Genomic DNA, 18684 nt, shown 5'->3' on the forward strand with positions numbered 1-18684 from the left:
GCGGCCTCAATTTCGTGTGAGAATGATACAGGTCATCGTTATTGTTACTTGGGCTCCGGCTTGGCCATTTGGCTAAGACTGGCTGAGGCCTCGGTGAAGCCGGCGGCCGTCCCGGTGAGTGCCCAGTCGGCTGCCCCGGAGGCATTTGGTGAATTGTGGGCTTTGACGGCTGCTTTGGCCGCTTCTTGGCTCCGAGTGCCATTCTTGTCTTTGCTGTCCTCCCGCCGGGAAGCTGCATTCTGGTCAGCATTGTTAAGATTCTCCGCCTCGGATTTCTGAAAGAGGTGCTCGAGAACTACGCTACTGACGGTTCCGGCTACGCCACCAGCCACGGCGCCGCCGACGGGGGTAGCAATAGAGCTCACCTCTACTCCGACGCCCGTGCCAATCGCACCTGACCAGGTATTCTTCTTCTGGGCAACCGCGTCGTCGAAGTCGCTGTCGGCTTCCTTTGCTGGTCCCAACACGGCTTCTTGACGGCCACCGCCCAGAGTTCCGGCGATTTCACCCAACCTGTGCGAGATTGCCGTGATGGTGTCTTTAGGTGGATGCGGATACTGTTGGTCAGCAGGGGTATCTGGATTCAGATGGTAATCCATAAGGTTCGCCATGTAAGATTTCTGGCCGGTTTCGACATTCGCATATCCATCGGGGTCCTGACCCACGAGGAAGAGAAAGCGCGTGACGCTCGTGTGGCTCAGGTTGGCGGCAGCGCCTGCGATTGGGAAAAGTACGTTTGTGTTTCCGTGCTTATCATCGGCCATGGCCCGGCTGATGTCAGGCAGGTATTCGGCTGCGATCTGGCCCATACTGTCGGACATGTGGCCGTGTTTCGTTCAGGCGCTCACCGTCCTCGGTGATCGAAGCGACAATGTTCTCCATGAGGTCGGCTTGCTCCGCGTTGTGCGGGGCCAGCCCCTTCGCCGGTTGCTCTCCCGCAGGGTGCCCTGTTGTAGCAGACTCCAGAGCCTGCGCCATAAAGTCACGCCCCGTGACGCTCTCTTTTCCTTTTTCGTCGACGTCTTTGAGCCAATCGCGCTCTTCGAAAAGGTAGTCGAAATTGCTTAGCGAGCGCTTCCCCTCGTACGTGTTTTTGTCCTCTGTGTCCTCTAGGAAATCGTGGTCCTCGTTCTTCGTCACGAAGGAGTCGTTGAAGAAGTCGGTCGACGCATCGGGGCTGTTGGCCAGTGCCTTCATGAAGCCCGTCATAGGATCATTGCCGGAATCGGTCCCTGTCCGGTTGAGGAGGGGGCCGGCGACCGTGTTCCACGACTCGGCAGCGGAGCGGCGACCGTTCTCGCTGCGATCCTTCTCTGTTTTGATGAGTCCGGTGCCTTAGTCCTTCAGGAACTTGTCGTCGTAGTCACCCCAGCGCATCAGGTTACTCATGACCTGGAAGCCCATGGCCCGGCCAGTGTCCTTTGGAACGTACTCGCTGCCTAGGCCCACCATGCATTTCTCCCGGCGCTGCATCTCTGGGCTGTCCGACTGGGTGGCGTTCGCCAGGGTGAGGCCGAGGCTCTTCTGGAGTTCACCGAACTTGTCGTGACGGCTGTGCGTCAGTTCTGGGTTCTCGTGTGGGCTGTTGATTCCAGCCCAGAACTCCAGAGTTCCCTTGGCGCCCATCCGTGTGGCGAACTGCTCCGAGAACAGCGGGTCGTCGCGATACTTCTTCATGCCGGCATTGAGCTTGTCGAAGTCTTCGGCAGTAAGATCCTTTGGATTCTTCTTCGCGATCCTCGCCATGTCATCTGCGCTCGAACAACGCGAACGCGCTGTTCCCGACGGCTGCCAGGTCCTGTTGGTTCACCCTCAGGTCGCCCGGCCGCCCCGCCCAACCGCCGCCGCTGGGCTCAGGCGCAACCTGATTGAGCTGCATCTGCGAGGACTGCCTCTCGGCCGCGTCGGCCTTCAACTGCTCCCACTCGTCCCATGCCATCTGTGGATCTCTTCCCCGTGCGTGGCATCTGCGTGGCCATATTCTGGATAGGCCTGACCACGTACCGTGGCTCTCCGCAGGAGCTATCCGCACCCCGTGTCCTGAGTGCGCACAACTCGGTGTCCAACCAGTCGCTGTCGGGCTTTGGCTGCCCGTCACCCTTCCTGCACCTCACCCACAAACCCCGTCTGCACCAGCGGCTTCCCCCGCCGCCGCGATACGAAGACGCCCCGCCCGGCAGGCATAGGCCGCGGCCGTACGTTGCCGAAGATGTCGCCCTCGTTCGGGTCGCCGGAGAGCATCACGCCCTGCGCGCCCAGCTCCATCATCCGTTGCATGAAGGGCTCGTACGCCGACCTGCTCGCCCCCGCCGAACTGCGGGCGATGATGAACCGGACGCCCACGTCACGCGCGAACGGCAGCAGCTCCGTGAGCCTGGCCAGCGGGTTGCCGCTCGATGTGGACACCAGGTCGTAGTCGTCGACGACCACGTACACCGTCGGGCCCTGCCACCAGCTGCGCTCCCGCAGTTGCTGCGCTGTGACGTCGGCCGACGGTGTGCGGCGCTGCATCAGGTCGAGGAGGGCGTCGACGTGGTGCTCCATGTTGTTGGACATGGGCACGTACTCCGCCAGGTGCGTCGGCGGGGTCACGTCCAGGAGTGCACGCCGGTTGTCGATCACGAAGAGCTTGCAGGCGTTGCCGTCGTACCGCTCGCTCAGCTGCTTGATGAGCAGCCGCAGCAGATTCGACTTGCCCGACTCGCCCTCGCCGAACACCAGGAAGAAGGGGTCGTGCTCGAAGTCGACGAAGACCGGCTCCAGGTTGTTCTCGTCGATCCCGAAGGCGATTCCGCGCTCCGGGACGGCGTGCCCCGGCGGCAGTTCCGACACCGGCAGCTCGCGCGGCAGCAGCCGCACCGCGGGTGCCCCCGGCCCCGTCCAGTGCCGGGCGGCCTCCTGCGTCATGGCGGACGTGGCCTCCGACAGGTCGCTGTCGGAGTTGATGCCGTCGATCCGCGGCACCGCCGCCATGAAGTGCAGCTTCTCCGGGGTCAGTCCGCGCCCCGGCACACCCGCCGGCACATTGACCGCGAACTTGCGGTCGAGTTCGGAGTCCATGGTGTCGCCGAGCCGCAGTTCGAGCCGGTTCATCAGGTGGTCCTTGAGGTTCGCGCGCACCTCCATCGAACGTGACGCGGTGAGGATCACATGGATGCCGTAGCCGAGTCCGCGCGACGCGATGTCCAGGACGAGCTGCTCCAGGCCCTCGTAGTCCGCGCGGAAGTTGCCCCAGCCGTCGATGACCAGGAATACGTCGCCCCACGGCTGCTCCGCGACCGAGATGTCACCGCGCGCCCGCAGCCTGCGGAACGTGGCGATGGAGTCGATGCCCGCGCTGCGGAAGTACTCCTCGCGCCGCGCCAGGATGCCGTAGACCTCGGAGACCGTACGTCGTACCCGCTCGGGATCGAGACGTGACGCGACCCCGCCGACATGCGGCAGACCGGCGATCGACATCATTCCGCCGCCGCCGAAGTCCAGTGCGTAGAACTGCACTTCCTGCGGGGTGTGCGTCAACGCGAAGGACGAGATGAGCGTCCGCAGCAGGGTCGACTTGCCGGACTGCGGGCCACCGACGATCTGCATGTGGCCGGCCGCTCCAGAAAAGTCCCGGTAGAGCGTGTCGCGACGCTGCTCGAACGGCTTGTCGACCACACCCAGCGGTACGACGAGCCGGCCCGCCCCCTCGAACCCGGGCTGCGTCAGCCCGCGCCCCTGCACACCCGCGAGTCCGGGCAGCAGCTCGTCCAGCGGCGGCGGACTGTCCAGCGGGGGCAACCACACCTGGTGCGCCTCCGCGCCCCGCCCCTCCAACCGCCGCACGATCACATCGAGCACGGTGTCGGCCAGCGCGTCGTCCTCCGCCGTGCCCGCGTCCGGTACGAGGCTCCGGGCATCCGGCGCGACGTAACGGACCGGCACCGGCGCGGCCGTGAACGGCATGGGCCTGCGGTCCACCGGAAGCGGACCCCCGAGCGCGGCGCGCTGCCCGGGGTTCGCGCGGTACACCCCGGAGACGTACGCCGCCTTGAACCGCACCATCTCGTCCGTGCCGAACTTCAGGAAGCCGGAGCCAGGGACATTGGGCAGCGTGTACGCGTCAGGCACACCCAGCGCCGCGCGCGACTCGGCCGCAGAGAAGGTCCGCAGACCGATCCGGTACGACAGATACGTCTCCAGGCCGCGCAGCCGGCCCTCTTCCAGGCGCTGCGAAGCGAGCAGCAGATGCACACCCAGGGAACGCCCGATACGTCCGATCTGCACGAACATCTCGATGAAGTCCGGCATGGCGGTGAGGAGTTCACTGAACTCGTCGATCACCAGGACGAGCGAGGGAATGGGCTGCAACGCGGCACCCGCGGCCCGCGCCTTCTCGTAGTCGTGGATGTTCGCGTAGTTCCCCGCGTCGCGCAGCATCTCCTGCCGGCGGTTGAGCTCGCCGCGGATGGAGTCGCCCATACGGTCAACAAGCGTCAGGTCGTCCGCGAGGTTGGTGAGCACCGCGGCGACATGCGGCATCTGCGACATGCCCGCGAAGGTCGCGCCGCCCTTGAAGTCCGCGAGGACGAAGTTGAGGGTCTCCGAGGAGTGGGTGACGGCAAGGCCGAGTACGAGCGTACGCAGCAGCTCGGACTTGCCCGAGCCGGTGGCGCCCACGCACAGGCCGTGCGGCCCCATGCCCTCCTGCGCCGCCTCCTTGAGGTCCAGCATCACCGGAGCGCCGTCCTCGCCGACACCGATCGGCACGCGAAGCCGCTCCGCCTGGGAGCGGGGGCGCCAGGTGCGGCTCACGTCGACGGAGGCCGCGTCGCCCAGATTCAGCAGATCGGTGAACTCCAGGTTCGCCAGCAGTGGTTCGTCGTCGTCCCCGCCCGCCGCCACCCGCAGCGGCGCGAGCTGGCGGGCGAGCGCCTCGGCGGCCTCGCGGCTCAGCCGGTCCGGCGCCCCGTCGTAGACGTGGCCGTGCCCGGACTCCAGCCGCAGCGATTCGGGGTGCACCACCACGGACAGCCCGCCGCGTGCCCCGTTGACCTCGCCGGGTACGACCTCGATGACCGTCACACCCTGCAGCCCCTCGGCCGCCGCGAGCGCCGACATCGCGGGTATCGACTGCCCGTCGAGTACGACGACGATGTGTGGCTGCTCCAGCAGCGGGTGGCCGCCCGACTGGAAGCGCGGGCGGCCCTCCAGACGCGCGGCGAGCATCCCCTCCAGGTCCTGCGCGTCCGTGGTGATGAGGCGACGGCTGCCCGCGCCGTCACCGTCGCCCGGGGCCTGGACGTGGGGGAGCCACTTCGCCCACTCCCAGTGCGGGGCCGCGTCGGGCCCGGTGGCGACTGCGACGACCAGGTCCTCGGGGGAGTGCAGCGAGGTGAGCGAGCCGACCACGGCGCGTGCGGTGGAACGTACGGACTGCGCCTCACCACTGATCGTCAAGTGGTAGAAGGCGCGCAGCGAAACGGCCATGGGCAGGCCGTCCAGCGTGCCGTGCGCCGACAGGAACTGCTGCATGGCCCCCGCGGTCAGCGGTTCCAGCTCGTCCACGGGCGCGGTCTCGGGGGCGATCAGTGGGGTGGCGAGCTGCTGGCTGCCCAGACCGATGCGCACCTGCCCGAAGTCCGGGTCGCCGATCCGGCGTTCCCACACCCGGCTGCCTTCGGCGACCAGCGCCCACAGCTGCTCGGGGGAGGGGTGCAAATAGAACTGCGCGTCACGCTGGAGGTGCGCGGTCCTCAGTACCGTGCGCCTGGTCTGCGTCAGGTACTTCAGGTAGTCGCGCCGCATGTCGGCGAGTTGCCCCTGGGTCCCGCGCCGGTGGCGCACCAGCATCGCGATGGCCATGGCGACCGTCGACGCGATCATGATCATGCCCATGATCCGCATGATCGGATTCGGCGTCATGAAGAAGAAGACGACGCTGCCGCCCATGCCCAGCATCGGCAGCAGCTGCATCAACGCACCCTCCTGCTGCCCTCTGGGCAGTTCTGGCGGGGGTTGCAACTGCACCTGATCACCGGGTACTTCGGTGGGCAAAGCCCGCGGCGGGCGCTTGACGACGATCTGGCTCACAGCTCACCAATTCCCTTGCAGGACAGAAAAGTTCCTTTCGGCGCCCCGTGGCGACGGGTCCCATCCGCGGATGGATCTTACTGGCGCGACGGCGGACCGGTTGGCGATAAGGTGACGCGACGTGTGTACGCGATCGCGAACTGCTGCAAAAAGGGGTCATTCGGGGCGCTGCGCGAAGTCACGATCCTGGACCACACGTGACCACTACGGATCCCCACACGTAACCACCACGGATCCCCGCACGTGACCACGGCAGATCGCTGCACGGATCACCGCACCGGCCACCACACGCGAGCACGACACACGAGCACCACACGTGGCCACCACAGTTGAACAGCACAGTTGAACACCACAGGGGGAGCAGCAGGTGAGTATGACGGCCCAAGCAGCGGCCACCGGAGCCGGACACCCGGGTCCCGGGACACCGTCCACCAGCGGAACGGGTTTCTGCCGCGTCACCGTTGTGGCGCCCGACGGACGCGTCGACGTGGCGCTGCCCGACGACATCCCCGTCGCCGACCTCCACCCGGAGATCCTCCGGCTGTCCGGTCAGAGCCCCGCGCAGGGCGCCCCCGTCGGCTACCACCTGGTGCGCCGCGACGGCACCGTGCTGGACAGCACACGCTCCCTGCTCGCCCAGCGCATCCTCGACGGCGAGCTCCTTTCGCTGCGCCCCTTCGCCGAGTCGCTGCCCCCGGCGGTCTTCGACGACGTCTCCGACGCCGTCGCGTCCGCCGTGGCCCGCGACCGCACGCTGTGGAACGACCGCCTGATGCGCGCCGCCGGTCTCTTCGGCGGATCCGTCCTGCTCGTCCTACTCGCCTTCGTGCTGTGGACCGCCGACCCCCGGCACGACATGCACGGCCTGCCGGGCGTCCTCGCCGCCGTCGCGGGAGCGCTGCTGCTGGCCCTCGCCGGCGTACGCGCACGGGTGTACGACGACCGGGGCTCGGCCGTCGCGCTGGGAATCGGGTCGCTGGCGAACGCCGCGGTCGCCGGCGCCGGGCTGCTCCCGCTGGAGGCGGGCCAGGGCATCGGCAGACTGCAGTTCCTGCTCGCCTGTACCGCCGTGCTGGTCGCCTCGATCGTCCTGATGATCGTCGCCCCCGCCGGGGACGGCCCCTTCGTCGCGTTCGTCTTCGCCGCGGCCGTCGGCCTGCTGGTCACCTTCGCCGCCATCACGACCGGCATGAAGCCCGTCGAGACCGCAGCCGTGTGCTCCCCGCTCGCCGTCGGAGCCCTCGCCTTCCTGCCCGGCCTCTCCACCCGCTTCGCCCGCCTCCCCATCGGCTTCGAGCCGCCCCGCACGAGCGCCGGCGACTACGGGAGCGACCCCGAGCCGCCCGGCCCGGTCGACGGCGAGCGCATCGCCGCCCAGGCCAGGCGCGGCCATGAGCTGCTGGTCGGCCTGGTCGGCGGCTGCGCCCTGGTGGCCGTGGGCGCCGCCGCGGTGCTCGGATTCTCCGACAACCTGTGGGGGCAGCTGCTCGCCCTCACCACCGGCCTGGCCATGCTGACCCGCGCCCACCTCTTCCGCTACACCGCGCAGGTCGGCTGCGCCCTGGCCGCGGGCCTCGGCGCCCTGGTGCTGCTCGGGCTCGGCCTGGCCCTGAACCCGCCCGAAGGGCTCATCCGAGAGGCACTCAAGGGCGAAGGCGCGGGGCTCGACGTCCGTACCGTCTGGCTCGCCGCCACGGTCGCCGCCGTCGCCGCACTGATCACCGCCATCGGGCTGATCGTGCCGCGCAAGGGCGTCACCCCCTTCTGGGGGCGCTTCCTGGAGATCGCGGAAGCCTGCGTGCTGCTGTCACTCGTACCCTTGTGTCTGGCGGTCTTCGACGTCTACCACTCCATCCGTGCGATGACCTCCTGACTGGCTGGTACTCTGCGTAGTGGCCGTTTGTGTACGCGTTCGCCGCAGCCCCGACAAGGACTGCGCGGACTGCGCTCGACGGACCCCCGCTCCCGAGTAATGGAAGCTCCCCAGAGAAATAGACCTGGGGCACTCGGAAGCCACGAAGACCAAGAGGAGTACGCGTGCCGCTCGACGCCGTAACGAAGAACCAGATCATGACCGAGTTCGCCCAGAAGGAAGGCGACACCGGCTCCCCCGAGGTCCAGGTCGCCATGCTTTCGCGCCGTATCTCGGACCTGACCGAGCACCTGAAGGTCCACAAGCACGACCACCACTCGCGTCGTGGTCTGCTGATCCTGGTCGGCCAGCGTCGCCGCCTGCTTCAGTACCTGGCCAAGAAGGACATCCAGCGCTTCCGTGCCCTGGTCGAGCGCCTCGGCATCCGCCGCGGTGCGGCCGGCGGCGCCAAGTAAGACGGACGTCGTGAAGGGAGCGGTTCCCAATTCTGGGGGACCGCTCCCTTTGCTGTACGTGCGGGACGTACCGGACGCTCAGTAGTCTGGTCGTACAACGAAACACAGTACGAGCGAGAAGCGGCTTCCCCGCCGCCGGTCCTCGGTAGTGGCCCCCGGATCACGCACCCCGGGAGCTTCGATCGAAGACCGGCCCGCAGCTGAAGCGCTTCTCCGCCACCGTCCCCACGCCACACGGGCCAGGGGACGAAGACGAGGAGATAACGCTAGTGGAGAACGAGACCCACTACGCCGAGGCCGTTATTGACAACGGTACTTTCGGCACCCGCACCATCCGCTTCGAGACGGGCCGGCTGGCCAAGCAGGCCGCCGGTTCCGCCGTGGCGTACCTGGACGACGACACCATGGTGTTGTCGGCCACCACCGCTTCCAAGAAGCCCAAGGAAAATCTCGACTTCTTCCCCCTCACGGTGGACGTCGAGGAGCGGATGTACTCAGCCGGCAAGATCCCCGGCTCCTTCTTCCGCCGTGAGGGCCGGCCCTCCGAGGACGCGATCCTCACCTGCCGCCTGATCGACCGGCCGCTGCGCCCCTCCTTCAAGAAGGGCCTGCGCAACGAGATCCAGATCGTCGAGACGATCATGGCGCTCAACCCCGACCACCTGTACGACGTGGTCGCGATCAACGCCGCCTCCTGCTCCACGATCCTGGCGGGCCTGCCTTTCTCCGGCCCGATCGGCGCAACCCGCGTCGCCCTGATCAAGGGCCAGTGGGTCGCCTTCCCGACGCACACCGAGCTTGAGGACGCAGTCTTCGACATGGTGGTCGCGGGCCGCGTCCTGGACGACGGCGACGTCGCGATCATGATGGTCGAGGCCGAGGCGACCGAGAAGACCATCCAGCTCGTCGCGGACGGTGCCGAGGCCCCGACCGAGGAGATCGTCGCCGCCGGTCTGGACGCCTCGAAGCCCTTCATCAAGGCGCTCTGCAAGGCACAGTCGGACCTCGCCGCCAAGGCAGCGAAGCCGACCGGTGACTTCCCGGTCTTCCTCGACTACCAGGACGACGTCCTGGAGGCGCTGACCGCCGCCGTCAAGTCCGAGCTTTCGCAGGCGCTCACCATCGCCGGCAAGCAGGACCGTGACGCCGAGCTGGACCGCATCAAGGAGATCGCCGCCGGCAAGCTGCTCCCGCAGTTCGAAGGCCGCGAAAAGGAGATTTCCGGTGCGTACCGCGCGCTGACGAAGTCCCTCGTCCGCGAGCGTGTCATCAAGGACAAGGTCCGCATCGACGGCCGTGGCGTCACGGACATCCGTACGCTCGCCGCCGAGGTCGAGGCCATCCCGCGCGTGCACGGCTCGGCGCTGTTCGAGCGTGGCGAGACCCAGATCCTGGGCGTCACCACCCTGAACATGCTCCGTATGGAGCAGCAGCTGGACACTCTTTCCCCGGTGACCCGCAAGCGCTACATGCACAACTACAACTTCCCGCCGTACTCCGTCGGTGAGACGGGCCGCGTCGGTTCGCCCAAGCGCCGCGAGATCGGCCACGGAGCGCTCGCCGAGCGCGCCATCGTGCCGGTGCTGCCTTCGCGCGAGGACTTCCCGTACGCGATCCGCCAGGTCTCCGAGGCGCTGGGCTCCAACGGCTCGACGTCCATGGGCTCGGTCTGCGCCTCCACCATGTCGCTGCTGAACGCCGGTGTGCCCCTCAAGGCCGCCGTCGCCGGTATCGCCATGGGTCTGATCTCCGAGGAGATCGACGGCAAGACGCACTACGTCGCCCTCACCGACATCCTCGGTGCGGAAGACGCGTTCGGTGACATGGACTTCAAGGTCGCCGGTACGAAGACCTTCGTCACCGCGCTCCAGCTCGACACCAAGCTCGACGGCATCCCCGCCTCGGTCCTGGCCGCCGCGCTGAAGCAGGCCCGCGACGCACGCCTCCACATCCTCGATGTGATGAACGAGGCCATCGACGTCCCGGACGAGATGTCCCCGAACGCCCCGCGGGTCATCAGTGTCAAGATCCCCGTGGACAAGATCGGCGAGATCATCGGCCCCAAGGGCAAGATGATCAACCAGATCCAGGAAGACACCGGCGCCGACATCTCGGTCGAGGATGACGGCACCATCTACATCGGTGCTTCCGACGGTGCGGCCGCCGAGGCCGCCCGTGCGACGATCAACCAGATCGCCAACCCGACCATGCCGGAGGTCGGCGAGCGTTACCTGGGTACGGTCGTCAAGACCACCACCTTCGGTGCGTTCGTCTCGCTCATGCCGGGCAAGGACGGACTGCTGCACATCTCGCAGATCCGTAAGCTCGCCGGCGGCAAGCGTGTGGAGAACGTCGAGGACATCCTCGGTGTGGGCCAGAAGGTCCAGGTCGAGATCGCCGAGATCGACTCCCGCGGCAAGCTCTCCCTGATCCCCGTGATCGATGGCGAAGAGAGCTCCGACGCCGATGAGAAGGACGACACCGACAAGTGACGTCCCGTAGTTCTGTGACGACGGCCCGCGCCTCTTCGGAGGCGCGGGCCGTCGCCCGTACCCAAACCCTGCTCAAGGGCAAGGACGGCATCGGTACGGTCCGCAGGACCACCCTCCCCGGGGGCCTGCGCATCGTCACCGAGACCCTGCCCTCCGTCCGCTCGGCGACCTTCGGCATCTGGGCGAATGTGGGTTCCCGCGACGAGACCCCCTCGCTCAACGGCGCCACGCACTACCTGGAGCACCTCCTCTTCAAGGGCACCAAGAAGCGCAGTGCCCTCGACATCTCCTCCGCCATCGACGCGGTCGGCGGAGAGATGAACGCCTTCACGGCGAAGGAGTACACCTGCTACTACGCACGCGTGCTCGACACCGATCTCCCGCTCGCCATCGACATCGTCTGCGACATGCTGACGGGGTCCCTCATCGAGCCCGATGACGTCGACGCCGAGCGCGGTGTCATCCTCGAAGAGATCGCGATGACCGAGGACGACCCGGGCGACTGCGTGCACGACCTGTTCGCGCACACCATGCTCGGCGACACCCCTCTCGGCCGCCCGGTCCTGGGCACCGTCGACACCGTCAACGCACTGACGGCCGACCGGATCCGCCGCTTCTACAAGAAGCACTACGACCCGACGCACCTCGTCGTCGCGGCCGCGGGCAACGTGGATCACGCCACGGTCGTACGTCAGGTCCGCAAGGCCTTCGAGAAGGCCGGCGCGCTGGGCCGTACGGACGCGGTGCCGCTCGCCCCGCGCGACGGCTCGCGCACGATCCGCACCGCGGGCCGTGTCGAGCTGCTGAACCGCAAGACCGAGCAGGCCCATGTGGTCCTCGGCATGCCCGGCCTCGCCCGCACCGACGACCGGCGCTGGGCACTCGGCGTGCTCAACACCGCTCTCGGCGGCGGCATGAGCTCGCGTCTCTTCCAGGAGGTACGCGAGAAGCGCGGCCTGGCCTACAGCGTGTACTCGTACACCTCGGGCTTCGCCGACTGCGGTCTCTTCGGCGTCTACGCGGGCTGCCGGCCCAGCCAGGTCCACGACGTACTGAAGATCTGCCGCGACGAGCTCGACAAGGTCGCGTCCGACGGACTGCCGGACGAGGAGATCGCCCGCGCCGTCGGGCAGCTCGCCGGCTCGACGGTCCTCGGTCTTGAGGACACCGGTGCGCTGATGAACCGCATCGGCAAGAGCGAGCTGGCCTGGGGCGAGCAGATGTCTGTCGACGACATGCTCGCCCGGATCGCGGCAGTCACCCCCGACGAAGTACGGGAAGTGGCTGCCGAGGTACTGGGGCACCGTCCCTCGCTGTCGGTCATCGGTCCGCTGAAGGACAAGCAGGCCGACCGCCTGCACGAATCAGTCACCTAGGCCGGTCGGGCCGCCCCGGTCGGTCCGAGCGGCCGACCGGGGCGGCCGGACCGTTCGGGTCGTCCGGAAAGACGTCTGGAAAGAGGCAAGCAATGAGCAAGCTGCGTGTGGCCGTTCTCGGTGCGCAGGGCCGTATCGGCTCCGAAGCGGTACGGGCCGTCGAGGCCGCGGACGACCTGGAGCTGGTGGCTGCGCTCGGCCGGGGCGACAAGCTGGAAGCCCTAGCGGAGGCCGGCGCCCAGGTCGCCGTCGAGCTGACCACGCCCACCTCGGTGATGGGCAACCTCGACTTCTGTGTGCGCCACGGCATCCACGCCGTCGTCGGCACCACCGGATGGACCGACACCCGCCTCGCACAGCTCGGCTCATGGCTCGATGCCAACCCGCAGACGGGCGTGCTCATCGCGCCCAACTTCTCCATCGGCGCGGTCCTCACCATGAAGTTCGCGCAGCAGGCCGCGCCGTACTTCGAGTCCGTCGAGGTCATCGAACTGCACCACCCGAACAAGGCCGACGCCCCGTCCGGCACCGCGACCCGCACCGCACAGCTCATCGCGGCGGCGCGCGCGCAGGCCGGCAGCGCTCCTCAGCCCGACGCCACCACCACGGCGCTGGACGGCGCCCGCGGCGCGGACGTGGAGGGTGTCCCTGTGCACTCGGTGCGGCTCCGCGGCCTCCTGGCTCACCAGGAGGTCCTCCTCGGCGGCGAGGGCGAGACCCTCACCATCCGGCACGACTCCCTGCACCACAGCAGCTTCATGCCGGGCATCCTGCTCGGTGTGCGCCGCGTGGTGACCACTCCCGGCCTCACCTTCGGCCTGGAAAACATCCTCGACCTGAACTGACGGCACGACAGCCATGCGCGCAAAGATCACGTACTTCACCCTCGCCGCCGTCCTGGTCGTCTACTTCGTCCTGGTCGGCACCCGCGGCTACCTGCTCATACGGGAAGGCACCCTGCTGACCGTCACCTTCGGCGTGGCGGTGCTGATCCTGCCGGCCATCGGCCTCTGGTTCCTGTGGCACACCACGCAGTTCGCCCGCAAGGCGAACCTGCTGGCCGCGGAGCTGGAAGCCGAAGGAGGCCTGCCCGTGGACGAGTTGGTACGTACGCCGGGCGGGCGCATCGACCGTGACTCCGCCGACGAGGTGTTCGCCCGGCGCCGCGTGGAGACCGAGGACACGCCGGACGACTGGCGCTCCTGGTTCCGACTCGCGGTCGCCTACCACGACGCACGGGACACCCCGCGGGCGCGCAAGGCGATGCAGCACGCGATCGCCCTGCACGACGGCAGGCCGGTCCGCGCGTAGCGGCCCGCGCAGCCGCATGTGTAAGGGGGCGTCCGGTCGGGACGCCCCCTTACACATGCCCTGTTACGGCTCAGGCGGTCCGGTACTCGTCGCTCCAGGCCTCGACCGTGTCGGCCGCCCGGTCGAAGGCCTCCACCCGCGACAGGAAGTCCGCGTTGTGATCGGTGAGCAGCTGCAGCGGTTCACCACCCGGCCGTACGACGACGAGCGCCTGGCCCTGCACGGCGCGCGGCAGTCCGAGCCACCGGACGGGCTGCTGGACTGTACGAACGGTCGAGGCCCGGTCCCACGCCACGGTGGTCGTCAGGAAGAAGCCCACGCGACGCAGTCCGTGCCGGCTGACCCAGGCGCCGACGCGCAGCAGGCGCAGGGCGCAGGCGATCACCACGACGGCGATGCCCAGACAGATCCCGGCACCCGGCAGGGCGCTGGCGAAGGCAATGATCATCGCGGCCAGCAGAACGAAGGACGCCAGCAGCAGAAGAAGCGCCGCCGCTCCGACGCGCCACGGCCCGGGACGGTAGGGCCGTCGCCATTGGTCGTGGTCGTCGAAAGGCAGCGCGACATCGCCGGCCGTCTCACCGGGCGCTTCAAAAACACGGTCGGCCGTCAGGAAGGGTAGGGGCACGACGGATCCTCACTCACCAGCACGCTCGATTCGGCTGTGCCCGGTGAGGCTACCGAGGCGGTCTTCGCCGGGCCACCTCAGGGGGTCCGGAAGAGTAACCAACCACGATTCACCGCCCTTCGGCGGCCTCGGACTTCTGCGTCGCGGCGGAGGACTGCGTGTGATCGAGGGCGGGAAGCCCGAAAAGCAACGATCCGACCAGCCCGGCGACGACGGTCATGCCGATCAGCACACTGCCGAAGCGCTGCGATGCGCTGGCTCGTTCGCGTGGAGGTGGGGTGACATTACTGCGGAATCGGTCGGCCTCGGCAACGAATGCGAAGGGGACGGACTCTCGCCGGCGCAGCATGGGGCGGCTCCTGAAATCTCTAACGGGGGTGTCTACAGGTACAGACGTATAGAACTGCTACTTGGTGCCCGATTTCCCGGAATCGATCGAAGAATGTCCGAGTGGCCCAACGCGATCGGGCGGGCCGTCGATGTCGGTCCCGCGCCGTAGAGTGTGCGTCGCCCGAGCGAAGCAAATGGAAGGACCCCCGCAGGTGACTGTGACCCCTGACGGCACCCCCGCCGAGACCGCAAAGCCCACGTTCCGCAGCGAAGTCACCGTAGAGCTGGTGAAGCACACCGCGGGCGACTCCGACGTGCTGTGGGCCGCCCGTGTCTCCACCGCGGGCGAGCAGTCCCTGGAGGAGCTCTCGAAGGACCCGGAGCGCTCCAAGGGGCTCATCAACTACCTGATGCGGGACCGCCACGGCAGCCCCTTCGAGCACAACTCGATGACCTTCTTCATCAGCGCCCCGATCTTCGTCTTCCGCGAGTTCATGCGGCACCGCGTCGGCTGGTCGTACAACGAGGAATCCGGTCGCTACCGGGAGCTCGACCCGGTCTTCTACGTCCCCGGAGCGACCCGCAAGCTCGTCCAGCAGGGCCGTCCCGGCAAGTACGAATTCGTCGACGGCACCGAGGCCCAGCAGGAGCTCACCGGCCGCGCCATGGAGGACTCGTACCGCCGGTCGTACGACGCCTACCAGGAGATGCTCGCCGCCGGCGTCGCCCGCGAGGTCGCCCGCGCGGTGCTCCCCGTCGGCCTGTACTCCTCGATGTACGCGACGTGCAACGCCCGCTCGCTGATGCATTTCCTCGGCCTGCGCACCCAGCACGAGCTCGCGAAGGTCCCGTCCTTCCCGCAGCGCGAGATCGAGATGGTGGGGGAGCAGATGGAGGCGCACTGGGCCGGACTCATGCCCCTCACGCACGCGGCTTTCAACGGCAACGGGCGGGTCGCACCGTAGTTTCTGAGCAGGCTCTACGGAGTTCCTGGGCACAGGTGTACGGTCAGCCGCCCGAAGTGTCCGTATTGCGACACTTCGAGAATTTCATCTAGGCTGATCAAACGGACCCGGCACTGCTTGAACCCCCGAGCAAGCAGTGCCGGGTTCTGGTTCAGACATGTCTCACGTCCCCCGAGGGGACACCAGGCGTTGAGCAGCGAGTAGCGTGTTACCCATGGCTCCGATCTCCACTCCGCAGACCCCCTTCGGGCGGGTCCTCACCGCCATGGTCACGCCGTTCACGGCTGACGGCGCACTCGACCTCGACGGTGCCCAGCGCCTCGCCGCCCATCTGGTGGACGCAGGCAACGACGGCCTGATCGTCAACGGCACCACTGGTGAGTCCCCGACCACCAGCGACGCGGAGAAAAACGACCTGGTACGGGCTGTGCTCGAAGCCGTCGGAGACCGCGCCCATGTGGTTGCCGGAGTCGGCACCAACGACACCCGTCACAGCGTCGAGCTGGCCCGCGCCGCCGAGCAGACCGGCGCCCACGGCCTCCTCGCTGTGACCCCGTACTACAACAAGCCCCCGCAAGAGGGGCTCTTCCGGCACTTCACGGCCATCGCCGACACCACCGGGCTTCCGGTCATGCTCTACGACATCCCCGGCCGCAGCGGTGTCCCGATCAACACCGAGACGCTCGTCCGGCTGGCCGAGCACCCGCGGATCGTCGCCAACAAGGACGCCAAGGGCGACCTCGGCCGCGCCAGCTGGGCCATCGCGCAGAGCGGCCTGGCCTGGTACTCCGGCGACGACATGCTGAACCTCCCGCTCCTGTCCGTCGGTGCCTGCGGCTTCGTCTCGGTCGTGGGCCATGTGGTCACCCCCGAGCTGCGAGCCCTGCTTGAGGCCTTCCTGTCCGGCGATGTCCGGAAAGCGACCGAGGTCCACCAGCGGCTGCTCCCGGTCTACACCGGCATGTTCCGTACCCAGGGCGTCATCACCACCAAGGCCGCTCTCACCCTCCAGGGCCTGCCCGCCGGCCCGCTGCGCCTGCCCCTGGTCGAGCTCACGCCGGAGGAAGAGGCGCAGCTCAAGAAGGACCTCGCGGCCGGCGGAGTGCAGCTCTAACCACAGACTTCACAACTGAATACGCACATCCCACCCTGACAACAGCAAGTGCACGAATGTCATGCGCGCCACGTGCCTCAGCGGTACGTGGCGTGTGTGGTGAGGAGAGTCTTTTGAGCCATCCGCATCCTGAACTCGGTACGCCGCCGAAGCTCGCGAAGGGCGGTCTGCGCGTCACACCGCTCGGCGGCCTCGGCGAGATCGGCCGCAACATGACGGTCTTCGAATACGGCGGCCGACTGCTGATCGTCGACTGCGGCGTGCTCTTCCCCGAGGAGGAGCAGCCCGGAATCGACCTGATCCTGCCGGACTTCACGTCCATCAAGGACCGCCTCGACGACATCGAAGGCATCGTGCTCACGCACGGCCACGAGGACCACATCGGTGGTGTGCCGTTCCTGCTGAGACTGAAGCAGGACATCCCGCTGATCGGCTCCAAACTGACCCTCGCGCTGATCGAGGCGAAGCTCCAGGAGCACCGCATCCGCCCGTACACCCTTGAGGTCACCGAGGGACAGCGCGAGCGCGTGGGCCCCTTCGACTGCGAGTTCGTGGCGGTCAACCACTCCATCCCGGACGCGCTGGCCGTCGCCATCCGCACCCCGGCGGGCATGGTCGTCCACACCGGCGACTTCAAGATGGACCAGCTCCCGCTGGACGGCCGTCTGACCGACCTGCGCGCCTTCGCCAGGCTCGGCGAGGAGGGCATCGACCTTCTGCTGTCGGACTCCACGAACGCCGAGGTCCCGGGCTTCGTACCGCCCGAGAAGGACATCTCGAACGTTCTGCGGCAGGTATTCGGGAGCGCCCAGAAGCGCATCATCCTGGCCAGCTTCGCCAGCCATATCCACCGCATCCAGCAGGTACTCGACGCGGCGCACGAGCACGGCCGCAGGGTCGCCTTCGTCGGCCGCTCGATGGTCAGGAACATGGGTATCGCCCGCGACCTGGGCTACCTGAAGGTCCCGGCCGGCCTCGTCGTCGACGTCAAGACACTCGACGACCTCCCGGACCACCAGGTCGTGCTCGTCTGCACCGGCTCACAGGGCGAGCCGATGGCCGCGCTCTCGCGCATGGCCAACCGCGACCACCAGATCCGCATCGTCCAGGGCGACACAGTCATCCTGGCCTCGTCGCTGATCCCGGGCAACGAGAACGCGATCTACCGCGTCATCAACGGCCTGACCCGCTGGGGCGCCAACGTCGTCCACAAGGGCAACGCCAAGGTCCACGTCTCGGGCCACGCCTCGGCTGGCGAGCTGCTGTACTTCTACAACATCTGCAAGCCGAAGAATCTGATGCCGGTCCACGGCGAATGGCGCCACTTGCGCGCCAACGCCGAGCTCGGCGCCCTCACGGGTGTCCCCAAGGACCACATCGTCATCGCCGAGGACGGTGTGGTGGTGGATCTGATCGACGGCCGCGCGAAGATCGTCGGCAAGGTCCAGGCAGGCTATGTGTACGTCGACGGCCTGTCGGTCGGCGATGTCACGGAGGCCTCGCTCAAGGACCGCCGCATCCTCGGTGACGAGGGGATCATCTCGGTCTTCGTCGTGGTCGACAGCACCACGGGCAAGATCGTTAAGGGCCCGGACATCCACGCCCGAGGCTCCGGCATCGACGACGCGGTCTTCTCCGCCGTGGTCCCCAGGATCGAAGAGGCCATCGCGAAGTCGGCCGCCGACGGAGTCGCCGAGCCCCACCAGCTCCAGCAGTTGATCCGCCGCTCGGTGGGCAAGTGGGTCTCCGACACCTACCGCCGGCGCCCGATGATCCTGCCCGTCGTCGTCGAGGTCTGACGCCGATCCTGGAGCGGGGCTCCCCGATTTGCATCGGGGAGCCCCGCTCCAGTAGGTTTAGATCTCCATCTGAACGGGAACCGGGCACACTCTTGTGTCTGGATCAGCCCAATCGGGTCGGGAATTCCGACTCAGAACTTCTGGTAAAGTCGGAATCGCCGGAAAGGGAAACGCGAAAGCGGGAACCTGGAAAGCACCCCGCCGACGGGGAATCGGACACGAAAGCGTCTGATAGAGTCGGAAACACGAAATACCGAAGGGAAGCGCCC

16 protein-coding genes are annotated in these 18684 nt (G+C 67.5%); 9 read left to right on the top strand and 7 right to left on the bottom strand.

All coding sequences use genetic code 11. The features are described from left to right. Positions 1–44: 44 nt before the first annotated feature. The 5 genes from ABCR94_RS38820 to eccCa form a co-directional block, all read right to left on the bottom strand. Positions 45–821, bottom strand: coding sequence for a hypothetical protein (locus ABCR94_RS38820; protein ID WP_347126142.1), 777 nt, complete (start codon positions 819–821; stop codon positions 45–47). Continuing rightward, positions 778–1197: a hypothetical protein gene (locus ABCR94_RS38825; RefSeq protein ID WP_347126143.1), complete on the bottom strand. Its 420-nt coding sequence runs from the start codon at positions 1195–1197 to the stop codon at positions 778–780. The genes ABCR94_RS38820 and ABCR94_RS38825 overlap by 44 nt, the downstream gene beginning before the upstream one ends. A 138-nt stretch (positions 1198–1335) precedes the next feature. Continuing rightward, entirely contained in the window at positions 1336–1746 is a 411-nt protein-coding gene (locus tag ABCR94_RS38830) for a hypothetical protein (protein WP_347126144.1), read from the bottom strand. A gap of 1 nt (position 1747) precedes the next feature. Next, positions 1748–1939, bottom strand: coding sequence for a hypothetical protein (locus ABCR94_RS38835; protein ID WP_347126145.1), 192 nt, complete (start codon positions 1937–1939; stop codon positions 1748–1750). Positions 1940–2094: 155 nt separating this feature from the next. After that, positions 2095–6072: a type VII secretion protein EccCa gene (gene eccCa / locus ABCR94_RS38840; RefSeq protein WP_347126146.1), complete on the bottom strand. Its 3978-nt coding sequence runs from the start codon at positions 6070–6072 to the stop codon at positions 2095–2097. 373 nt (positions 6073–6445) lie between these two features. Between eccCa and eccD the strand changes: the two genes are divergently transcribed. From eccD to ABCR94_RS38870, 6 genes are all read left to right on the top strand, one after another. Further along, positions 6446–7945 carry a type VII secretion integral membrane protein EccD gene (eccD, locus tag ABCR94_RS38845; RefSeq protein WP_347126156.1) on the top strand — a complete coding sequence of 500 codons (1500 nt, stop codon included), beginning with the start codon at positions 6446–6448 and terminating at the stop codon, positions 7943–7945. A gap of 164 nt (positions 7946–8109) precedes the next feature. Further along, entirely contained in the window at positions 8110–8400 is a 291-nt protein-coding gene (rpsO, locus tag ABCR94_RS38850; protein WP_283522706.1) for a 30S ribosomal protein S15, read from the top strand. Positions 8401–8669: 269 nt separating this feature from the next. Beyond that, positions 8670–10892: a polyribonucleotide nucleotidyltransferase gene (locus ABCR94_RS38855; protein WP_347126147.1), complete on the top strand. Its 2223-nt coding sequence runs from the start codon at positions 8670–8672 to the stop codon at positions 10890–10892. Continuing rightward, positions 10889–12268, top strand: coding sequence for a M16 family metallopeptidase (locus ABCR94_RS38860; protein ID WP_347126148.1), 1380 nt, complete (start codon positions 10889–10891; stop codon positions 12266–12268). Before ABCR94_RS38855 ends, ABCR94_RS38860 begins: the two co-directional genes overlap by 4 nt. A 92-nt stretch (positions 12269–12360) precedes the next feature. Further along, complete coding sequence (dapB, locus tag ABCR94_RS38865) at positions 12361–13113, top strand: 4-hydroxy-tetrahydrodipicolinate reductase (RefSeq protein ID WP_347126149.1); 753 nt, start codon at positions 12361–12363, stop codon at positions 13111–13113. 13 nt (positions 13114–13126) lie between these two features. Continuing rightward, a complete protein-coding gene (locus ABCR94_RS38870) occupies positions 13127–13579 on the top strand; it encodes a tetratricopeptide repeat protein (protein ID WP_347126150.1) in 453 nt (150 codons plus the stop codon). Between the two features lie 70 nt (positions 13580–13649). Here the strand turns inward: ABCR94_RS38870 and ABCR94_RS38875 are convergent, their stop codons facing one another. Together ABCR94_RS38875 and ABCR94_RS38880 are read right to left on the bottom strand one after the other, a co-directional pair. Beyond that, positions 13650–14207: an SCO5741 family PH domain-containing membrane protein gene (locus ABCR94_RS38875; protein ID WP_347126151.1), complete on the bottom strand. Its 558-nt coding sequence runs from the start codon at positions 14205–14207 to the stop codon at positions 13650–13652. 109 nt (positions 14208–14316) lie between these two features. Further along, complete coding sequence (locus ABCR94_RS38880) at positions 14317–14556, bottom strand: hypothetical protein (RefSeq protein WP_347126152.1); 240 nt, start codon at positions 14554–14556, stop codon at positions 14317–14319. A 175-nt stretch (positions 14557–14731) separates the two neighbouring features. On the opposite strand from ABCR94_RS38880, the gene thyX reads away from it, so the two are divergent. The 3 genes from thyX to ABCR94_RS38895 all read left to right on the top strand — a co-directional run bounded on the left by thyX (position 14732) and on the right by ABCR94_RS38895 (position 18415). Then, positions 14732–15502: an FAD-dependent thymidylate synthase gene (gene thyX / locus ABCR94_RS38885; protein WP_347126153.1), complete on the top strand. Its 771-nt coding sequence runs from the start codon at positions 14732–14734 to the stop codon at positions 15500–15502. Positions 15503–15716: 214 nt separating this feature from the next. Continuing rightward, positions 15717–16616: a 4-hydroxy-tetrahydrodipicolinate synthase gene (dapA, locus tag ABCR94_RS38890; protein WP_347126154.1), complete on the top strand. Its 900-nt coding sequence runs from the start codon at positions 15717–15719 to the stop codon at positions 16614–16616. Between the two features lie 113 nt (positions 16617–16729). Continuing rightward, positions 16730–18415, top strand: a complete 1686-nt coding sequence (locus tag ABCR94_RS38895; protein WP_347126155.1) for a ribonuclease J — start codon at positions 16730–16732, stop codon at positions 18413–18415. Positions 18416–18684 lie beyond the last annotated feature (269 nt).

This window comes from Streptomyces changchenzhani, from assembly GCF_039766235.1.
Taxonomy (GTDB): domain Bacteria; phylum Actinomycetota; class Actinomycetes; order Streptomycetales; family Streptomycetaceae; genus Streptomyces.

Coding starts and splice junctions, on each gene's coding strand:
- ABCR94_RS38835 (WP_347126145.1), bottom strand. CDS start 1,939: ATGGCATGGGACGAGTGGGAGCAGTTGAAGGCCGACGCGGCCGAGAGG.
- thyX (WP_347126153.1), top strand. CDS start 14,732: ATGGAAGGACCCCCGCAGGTGACTGTGACCCCTGACGGCACCCCCGCC.
- ABCR94_RS38880 (WP_347126152.1), bottom strand. CDS start 14,556: ATGCTGCGCCGGCGAGAGTCCGTCCCCTTCGCATTCGTTGCCGAGGCC.
- dapB (WP_347126149.1), top strand. CDS start 12,361: ATGAGCAAGCTGCGTGTGGCCGTTCTCGGTGCGCAGGGCCGTATCGGC.
- eccD (WP_347126156.1), top strand. CDS start 6,446: ATGACGGCCCAAGCAGCGGCCACCGGAGCCGGACACCCGGGTCCCGGG.
- ABCR94_RS38870 (WP_347126150.1), top strand. CDS start 13,127: ATGCGCGCAAAGATCACGTACTTCACCCTCGCCGCCGTCCTGGTCGTC.
- ABCR94_RS38830 (WP_347126144.1), bottom strand. CDS start 1,746: ATGGCGAGGATCGCGAAGAAGAATCCAAAGGATCTTACTGCCGAAGAC.
- ABCR94_RS38825 (WP_347126143.1), bottom strand. CDS start 1,197: ATGAAGGCACTGGCCAACAGCCCCGATGCGTCGACCGACTTCTTCAAC.
- dapA (WP_347126154.1), top strand. CDS start 15,717: ATGGCTCCGATCTCCACTCCGCAGACCCCCTTCGGGCGGGTCCTCACC.
- ABCR94_RS38820 (WP_347126142.1), bottom strand. CDS start 821: ATGTCCGACAGTATGGGCCAGATCGCAGCCGAATACCTGCCTGACATC.